Raw genomic sequence first — 8026 nt, forward strand, 5'->3', positions numbered from 1 at the left:
CCAGTAGCGAAAGCGCGGCAGTGTCGGTATTGTTCTTCATGGCGTGATCTCCCTGGCGGTTGCTGCCGCCGGTTGGGTGGGTTCAGTTCACCCGGAGATTACGCCACCTTCAAATTTCCACCACCTTCGCGACACGACCGCTCGGAGCGCAGCTCAACAGTGACAAAGAGTGTTGGTCAATAGTCTGGCAAATTGTCTTCAGCTTCGAGGCAGCTGAACGGTTCGCCACTGGTGAGAAAGGAATTACGCTGTATGAGCACCTGATCCGAAACCAATCAAAAATCTACGCAATTGATCGGCTCCGGAGCAAGGTGGGTTTTTCAACCTCAAAATTATACATTTTTGATGAGGTTCTCATTTCCTTACAGGTGGTTATCGTTCAAAAATCTACGATCTTGAAGTCTACTACCCTCAGAACGGGATTTCGTCGTCGTCAATGTTGTGTGAGGGGCCGCTGTTACCGCCACCAAAGCCGCCGCCCTGTTGCGCGCCGCTGTCGTAACCGCCGCCGCCACCGCCATAGCCGCTGTCCTGGCCACCACCGTAGTTGCCGCCGCCACCGCCTGCGCCGCCGCCTTCGCCACGGCCATCGAGCATGGTCAGTGTCGAGCCAAACCCCTGCAGAACCACTTCGGTGGAGTAACGGTCATTGCCGCTTTGATCCTGCCATTTGCGGGTCTGTAGCTGACCCTCAATGTAGACTTTGGAGCCTTTGCGCAGGTATTGCTCAGCGACACGGACAAGACCTTCGTTGAAGATCGCTACCGAATGCCATTCGGTACGCTCGCGGCGTTCGCCAGTGTTGCGGTCTTTCCAGTTTTCCGAGGTTGCAATGCGCAGATTGCAAACTTTGCCACCGTTCTGAAACGACCGTACTTCCGGGTCACGCCCCAGGTTGCCGATGAGAATGACTTTGTTGACTGAGCCGGCCATTAGGGGTCCGTCCTTATTCTTTTCTTAGGTTGTGTTGCGCGCGGAAGAGAGCCTGCTTGCCGAATCCCAACCGCTGGGTTGCAGTTACAGTATAGACCTGGGCACGGCTAGGAAAGCTCTCCTCTGGCCCCATTGTCGTTGCGAGAGGAAGAGCGGCTTTGTTTAGGTGGCGGCGGGATTTCGAGCGAATTTATCCCTATGGGCTGGCCTGTGTGAACCAGTTTGCTTCCCTTTGATGTAAATCCGGCTATAGTCCCGCCAGAACTCAGTAGGGTAATGGGATGAGAAGCGGAATGCGGTCACTGACACTTGGGATTTTTAGCGCCGGTCTTGGCCTTGGTCTCACCTGTGCCACAGTGGGGCAGGCGGATATGTTTAGCACCAAAAGCAGGCGTGATCTTTTTTCGGCCCATACCCGGATTCTGGATACGCGGGCAGCGCAGCAATACGAAAATTCGGTACGGCTGCGCCCGGATACGGTGCCGACAGTCTCGTCGATCAGCCCACGCTATACGGGGAAATATCGCGGGGAATACCTGACCATGGCGCGGCAAGCTGCCCGCAAACATGGGGTGCCCGAAGATCTGTTTCTGCGTCTGGTGCAACAGGAAAGCAACTGGAACCCCAATGCAGAATCGCACAAAGGTGCGCTGGGGCTGGCACAGCTGATGCCCGCCACCGCGCGTCGGCTCGGCGTGGATCCTTCCATTCCAAAACAGAACCTCGAAGGCGGTGCGCGCTACCTGTCTAAACAGTTCAGAAAATTCGGATCCTGGCGTCTGGCGCTGGCAGCCTATAACGCCGGGCCGCAAGCGGTTCGAAAATATGGCGGCGTGCCCCCCTATGAGGAAACGCAAAACTACGTGGCCAAAATCTGGGGGAGCTGAGGGCGTTTTTGGCCGCCCCCGGAAAACCGGAAACTACTATTTTTCTTCAACAAAGCAGGGGCCTACGGGGCGCGTTTTCTGGCGTGATAGCCGATGCGTCCGGCTATGGCGCGCGCCTATCAGCGCAAAAGCCCACCGTCAAAAGGCGCGCCCGTTAAGGAGTTGATAATTTTCCTTAATGCCTTGTTAACTTCCTCGGTTTGCCATGAAGCAGCCTTATTATTTTTTGATGTTGCCTGTGATTTCAGGAGGAATTCAAGTGACCAGCAGAAGCTTTGACGACCGGCTCGAACGTATTCAATGGGTGCCCGGAGCGGTGCCATCACAAGAGGTGATTGATAGCGTCCTGGGGGGGCAGCGTGGCCAGGCAAAGGCCCGCAGCGTTGGGGCAACACTGTTGGGCGCAATTTTGGGTATTTGTATCGGCTTTGGCGTCAAGGGGATGACACTTGTTGGCTCTCCTTGGGGGCCAGATACCGGCATGGTGGGGCTGATTGGGGGCGGTTTGGCTCTTTCTGGTCTGGCGGTTTCGGTGACTTTGGCGATCTACGCTGCGCTGCGCAGCCGTAGACATCCCTGGCTGATGCAATTTGCCTCTATGAACCTTCTGATGATCGTGGTCTTGCTGCTAAGTTGACCACAAATACCTTTGGGGTAGCGCCGAAATCTCATCTGCTGTGGGAGTGGGGGAGGTGTACCTGATTTTTTTAATCAGGAATTGCGCTGCATCAAGGTCCGCATTATGGGTTTCCGGGAGTTTTAGGCAAAACTGCTATTCCCGGAGCCCATGATGCAGCGATTTATCCCGATCCGCCCGATCCGATTGACCCTTTCCAGCCTCTGTGCTCTGGCCGTTTTTACTGCTGTGGGGCCTGTGCAGGCAGAGACATTGGTGCGGGACCAGCAGATGGCGCAGCTGGGCGAGGCGCTGTTTCACGACGAAAACCTATCTCTCAACCGTAGCCAGTCCTGCGCCAGCTGCCACGACCCCGAACAGGGCTTCAGCGATCCCCGTCGCTCGGCTGATGGGGCGTTTTCTTTGGGGGATGACGGCGCGTCCTTGGGCAATCGCAATGCGCCAACCGCGTCATATGCTGCCTTTATTCCCCCTTTTCACCAGAACGCGGATGGGAAATGGATCGGCGGTTTGTTCTGGGATGGGCGTGCCGCTGATCTGGAAGAACAGGCCGGTGGCCCGCCCTTGAACCCGATCGAGATGGGGCTGCCAGACAAGGCAGTTTTGGTTCAGCGCCTGCTGGAGAACCCGGACTACAGGGAACAATTTGCCGCGCTATTCTCCCCGACTGTTTTGCAGGAGGATGAGAGCGGCTTTACCGCCATGACCCAGGCGATCGCTGCCTTTGAACGTGGCGCTGAATTTGCGCCCTTTAGCAGTAAGTATGACCGCTATCTGGCTGGAAAGGCGCAGTTTTCAAAAGAGGAGGAGCTGGGGCGCACGCTGTTCTTTTCAGAGCAGTTTACCAATTGTAATCAGTGCCATCAGTTGCGCAGCAGCCCGATTGCTGCACAGGAAACCTTTAGCGATTACAGCTACCACAACATCGGCGTGCCGGGTAATCCTGCGGAGGTCCAAGAGGCTGGTATGGCGATGGATTTTGTCGATGAGGGGCTCTTGGCCAATCCGCAAGTGACGGACCCGGGCGAGCGCGGCAAGTTTCGCACCCCAACTCTGCGCAATGTCGCTGTTACCGGGCCCTATATGCACAATGGGGTGTTTCAGGACCTGCGCACGGTTGTGCTGTTTTACAATCGCTACAACAGCAAAGCGGAGGCGGCGCAAATCAATCCCGAAACCGGGCAGCCCTGGGGCGAGGCACCGGTGCCAGGGACACTCTCCGTCAAGGAGCTCACCCACGGGCCTGCTTTGGATGACCGGCGGGTGGACGCACTGGTGGCGTTTCTAAAAACCCTGACGGATCAGCGCTACGAATATCTTCTGGAGGCCGAGGACTAGAAGCAAAAGACATGGCTCCCGCCCGTCTTTGGGGCGGGGGCCTTCTGTGCGCTCACTCCGCCGCCAGCTTGATGACGGGCTGCATCCGTTCCAGCACCTCATCGCTCAGGTGGCATTTGATCTGGTGTCCTGCCTCCAGAACGCGGGTGGGTGGCACCTCACTGTCACAAAGCCCGCCCGGAACTTCGCTTTTCCAGCGGCACCGGGTTTGAAAGGGGCAGCCAGAGGGCGGATTCATCGCCGAGGGAATATCGCCTTCCAGGACGATATGTTCCTTTTGAATGGACGTATCGGCAATTGGCACCGCGCTGAGCAGGGCCTCAGTATAGGGGTGGTAGGGCGGCGAGAACACCTGATCGGTATCGCCCAGCTCCACCACATGGCCCAGATACATCACCATGACCCGATCACTGAGATAGCGCACGATGGACAGATCATGGCTGATAAACAGCAGGGTGGTCTTTTCGGTGCGCTGGATTTCCATCAGCAGGTCAGTCACGGCGGCCTGAACCGAAACATCCAAGGCCGACACCGGCTCATCCGCTACCACAATCCGCGCCCCACCAGAAAAGGCCCGTGCAATACCCACCCGTTGCTTTTGCCCACCCGACAGCTGTCGCGGCATCCGATCGGCAAAGGCCCGCGGCAGTTTCACCAGGTCCAGCAGTTCAAGCATGCGCTGCCGGCGGTCCAGGTCGCTGTCGCCGATGTCAAAGACCTCCAGTGCGCGGATGATCTGACGCCCCACAGTCATCGACGGGTTGAGCGTATCAAATGGGTTCTGGAACACCATTTGCACATCCGAAATGGTTCCGGTCTTCCGGTCTTCGATCGGGGTTTGTTCGATGTTTTCTCCGTCCAGCAGGATTTCTCCCTCGGTGGCGGTCTCCAACCCCATCAACACCTTAGCAAAGGTGGATTTGCCACAGCCGGATTCCCCAACAATGGCAAGGGTCTCAGACTCCCTGGCTTCAAAACTCAGGGTCTCATTGGCTTTGACCACCTTCTTGGCGCCGCCCCCAAACAGCGCATTGGCCGCAACCTCATAATATTTCTTGAGATTGTCGATCTTGAGAACAACCTCGCCGGGGCTGGTCTTTTCTTTCTGCTCACCAATGGCGATGGGGGCGTTCCAGTCGATCTCCTGATGGCGCAGACAGCGGGTGGCATGGCGGTCGTTTCCCGCCACATCTGCCATATCGATCTGTCCCACATCGCAGCGACCAGCTTCGAAGTAGTCGCACCTGGGGCCAAAATTGCAGCCAGTCGGCCGCTCATGTGGCAGCGGAAAGTTGCCGGGGATCGCCACCAGGGGATGCGCGTTCTTGTCGGCACCAGGCAGCGGGATCGATCGAAACAGCGCCTGGGTATAGGGATGCTGCATCTCATCAAACACCTCGGCGATCGAACCGCGCTCGACGGCCTCGCCCGAATACATCACACAAAGCCGGTCACAGGTTTCCAGGATCAACCCAAGATTATGGCTGATGAACAACATGGAGGTGCCGTATTTCTTCCCAAGATCCCGGACCAGCTCGACCACGGCGGCCTCAACAGTAACATCCAGCGCCGTTGTTGGCTCATCCAGGATCAGCAACGATGGTTTCGACATTAACGCCATAGCAATGACAATGCGCTGCTGTTGCCCGCCAGAGAGCTGATGTGGATAGGAGTTCAGCATCCGCTCGGGATCGGGCAGGCGTACATCTGTGACCACTTCCAGCGCCCGCTCATAGGCCTGGCTTTCGCTGACCCCCTCGTGGATCATCGGCACCTCCATCAACTGGCGGCCGATTTTCATCGCCGGGTTGAGGCTGGCCATCGGCTCCTGGTAGATCATCGCAATCTCATTGCCGCGGATGTCGCGCAGCTCTTCGGCGCTCATCTGCGCCAGATCGCGACCCTTGAACTTGATCGAGCCGCCGACAATGCGGCCGTTCTTGCCCAGGTCCTGCATCACCCCCAGCGCCACCGTGGATTTGCCGCAGCCGGATTCGCCCACCAGCCCCACCGCTTCGCCTGGCTGCACCGAGACAGAAAAATCCATCACAGCCGGGATTTCCCGCAACCGCGTAAAAAAGGAGATCGACAGCTTGTCGATCTCAAGCACCGGCCCGTCGGTCTCTGACAGTTTGTTCATCATCTTGTCTCCCTGCTGAGCCCAAGAAAGATAGCCCTTTCAATTGGCCTCAAATATCCTGGGGGGCCGGGGGGCTGGCCCCCGGTCCGGTTTGGATTAATCCTTCAGGCTTTCTTCACGCAGCCCATCCGCCAATAGGTTGAGGCCCAGAACCATGCTTAACAGCGCAAAGGCAGGTGGCAGGGCCGGGTGCAGATAGATCGCCAACAGCTTGCGCCCTTCATTGATGGTCGACCCCCAGTCCGGGCTCTCCGGTGGTAAGCCGAGGCCGAAAAAACCTAAGGTTCCCAGAAGGATGGTGGTGTAGCCAATGCGCAGGCAGAAATCGACAATCAGCGGACCACGCGCGTTGGGCAGCACTTCCCACAGCATGATATACCAGGGCCGCTCGCCACGGGTTTGGGCCGCCGCCACATAGTCGCGGGTTTTGATATCCATCGCCAGGCCTCGCACAATACGAAACACTGTGGGCGAGTTCACAAAAACAACCGACACAAAAACCACCAGGATGCCGCCCGGAATGTCTATTCTGTCCAGAACCGCAGGCAGGATATCGACCTTTGAGCCGGGGTCGTTCACCACCATCAGATACACGGCCAGCATCGGCAGCAAAAGGACCCCAAGGTAGAGACGGTTTTTGGAAGGTTGGGTGCGATACCGCGCATTGATCAGCACGTAGAAAAAGATCAGAGGAAAGGCAAAAAGCACAATGGCCATAAACTGCGGCAGGCCTGTTTGCACTATTTCAGGTGTCACCAGCAGGTAAAACAGCAAGATCACCGGAAAGGCCAGGATCAGATTGGCAAGGAAGGACAAAACAGTGTCGAGCCGTCCGCCAAAATACCCCGCAGGCAGGCCAAGTGTAATGCCAACCATAAAGGCAAACAGCGTCGCCAGCGGTGCAATCTTGACCACCTCCCAGGCGCCCTTGATCATGCGGCTAAAGACATCGCGGGCCAGGTTGTCCCCGCCCAGCAGATACCACTGAAAATCGCCCTCTTCGGGGCTGCGCAGGGGGGTCCCTGGCACTTTGTTTTTCAGGCCGGATAACTGCGCCAATGGGTCATGGGTGACAATAAGGTCAAAAGCGCCAAAAAAGCCCGTAAACACCCAGAACATCACCAATGCAAAACCGATCATGCCGATGGGGCTGTCAAACAGCTTGCCATAGAGGCCGAGCCTGCGCTTGTAGCGGATCGACAGGGTGAAAAGCAGCGCCAAAGCAATCCACACGGGCAAGAACCGTTGTGCCATTGCGCCGATAATCCCAGCACCTGTGCCTATAATCATGCCCAGGATCAGATAGGCGAGCAGCACGGCAGTGGTAGCCAACAGGGCCGCCTTTACAGCCCGGTTGGCCAGACCTCTGGGGTCTGAGCTAAGGCCGAGGCTGCCATTTCCGGCATTGATGGCACGCTGTTCTGGCAACACTGCGCTGAGCAGGATCCAGACCAGAACCGAGATGGCAAGCAGCCCAAGGGCGATGAAAAGGACGGGGTCGAGGAAGGCGATCTTGCCGGTCCAGCTGAGAGGGTCCATGTCTGTCTCCTTCCGTTATGAAATGCGAATGCGGGGATTAAGAAAGACATAGCCAATGTCAGAAATCAGCTGGGTCACCAGCACAACAAAGACCGAAACAACCGAAATAGCCAGCAACAGCTCGATGTCGTTATTGCCTGCGGCCTGCACAAGTATCCAGCCGAAGCCTTTGTAGTTAAACAGGGTTTCCACAATGACGACGCCATTGAGCAGCCAGGGAAACTGCAACATGATCACGGTGAACGGAGCGATCAGTGCATTGCGCAGGGCGTGTTTCAATACGATCTTGGGAAAGCTGACACCCTTAAGCCGGGCGGTTCGAATGTACTGCGCTGTCATCACCTCGGTCATCGAGGCGCGGGTCATCCGCGCGATGTATCCCATCCCGTAAAGCGAGATCGTCAGCACCGGCAGAAAGAAGTTTTCGAAATTGGCGTTTTCCATCGCGCTGGTCGCCGTGCCCTTGAACCATTTCAGCCCGACAGCGGATGACGCGAACACCGCGATGAATATCACCCCCGACACATATTCGGGCGTTGCCGTCGTGATGAT

Annotated in this window: 7 protein-coding genes; 3 read left to right on the plus strand and 4 right to left on the minus strand. The window is 57.0% G+C overall.

Annotation, left to right across the window (positions count from 1 at the left end):
* Positions 1-411 precede the first annotated feature (411 nt).
* Positions 412-933, minus strand: a complete 522-nt coding sequence (locus QZ268_RS18795) for a single-stranded DNA-binding protein (protein WP_295455563.1) — start codon at positions 931-933, stop codon at positions 412-414.
* 293 nt (positions 934-1226) lie between these two features.
* On the opposite strand from QZ268_RS18795, the gene QZ268_RS18800 reads away from it, so the two are divergent.
* The 3 genes from QZ268_RS18800 to QZ268_RS18810 all read left to right on the plus strand — a co-directional run bounded on the left by QZ268_RS18800 (position 1227) and on the right by QZ268_RS18810 (position 3795).
* Positions 1227-1820 (plus strand): lytic transglycosylase domain-containing protein, encoded by a 594-nt coding sequence (locus QZ268_RS18800; protein ID WP_295455565.1) that lies wholly within the window; start codon positions 1227-1229, stop codon positions 1818-1820.
* Between the two features lie 259 nt (positions 1821-2079).
* Positions 2080-2457 carry a hypothetical protein gene (locus tag QZ268_RS18805; RefSeq protein ID WP_295455566.1) on the plus strand — a complete coding sequence of 126 codons (378 nt, stop codon included), beginning with the start codon at positions 2080-2082 and terminating at the stop codon, positions 2455-2457.
* A 150-nt stretch (positions 2458-2607) separates the two neighbouring features.
* Entirely contained in the window at positions 2608-3795 is a 1188-nt protein-coding gene (locus QZ268_RS18810; RefSeq protein WP_295455568.1) for a cytochrome c peroxidase, read from the plus strand.
* Between the two features lie 52 nt (positions 3796-3847).
* On the opposite strand, the gene QZ268_RS18815 is transcribed toward QZ268_RS18810, so the two are convergent.
* The 3 genes from QZ268_RS18815 to QZ268_RS18825 form a co-directional block, all read right to left on the minus strand.
* Positions 3848-5935 carry an ABC transporter ATP-binding protein gene (locus QZ268_RS18815; protein WP_295455569.1) on the minus strand — a complete coding sequence of 696 codons (2088 nt, stop codon included), beginning with the start codon at positions 5933-5935 and terminating at the stop codon, positions 3848-3850.
* Between the two features lie 96 nt (positions 5936-6031).
* Complete coding sequence (locus tag QZ268_RS18820; protein ID WP_295455570.1) at positions 6032-7474, minus strand: ABC transporter permease; 1443 nt, start codon at positions 7472-7474, stop codon at positions 6032-6034.
* A gap of 15 nt (positions 7475-7489) precedes the next feature.
* A partial coding sequence (locus QZ268_RS18825; RefSeq protein ID WP_295455571.1) for an ABC transporter permease occupies positions 7490-8026 on the minus strand: 537 nt, incomplete at its 5' end.

Source organism: uncultured Pseudophaeobacter sp. (genome assembly GCA_905479575.1).
Classification (GTDB): domain Bacteria; phylum Pseudomonadota; class Alphaproteobacteria; order Rhodobacterales; family Rhodobacteraceae; genus Pseudophaeobacter.

What these genes read in the sequence shown, in the direction of transcription:
- QZ268_RS18795 (WP_295455563.1), bottom strand. Translation starts at nt 933, where the DNA reads ATGGCCGGCTCAGTCAACAAAGTCATTCTCATCGGCAACCTGGGGCGT.
- QZ268_RS18800 (WP_295455565.1), top strand. Translation starts at nt 1,227, where the DNA reads ATGCGGTCACTGACACTTGGGATTTTTAGCGCCGGTCTTGGCCTTGGT.
- QZ268_RS18810 (WP_295455568.1), top strand. Translation starts at nt 2,608, where the DNA reads ATGATGCAGCGATTTATCCCGATCCGCCCGATCCGATTGACCCTTTCC.
- QZ268_RS18815 (WP_295455569.1), bottom strand. Translation starts at nt 5,935, where the DNA reads ATGAACAAACTGTCAGAGACCGACGGGCCGGTGCTTGAGATCGACAAG.
- QZ268_RS18820 (WP_295455570.1), bottom strand. Translation starts at nt 7,474, where the DNA reads ATGGACCCTCTCAGCTGGACCGGCAAGATCGCCTTCCTCGACCCCGTC.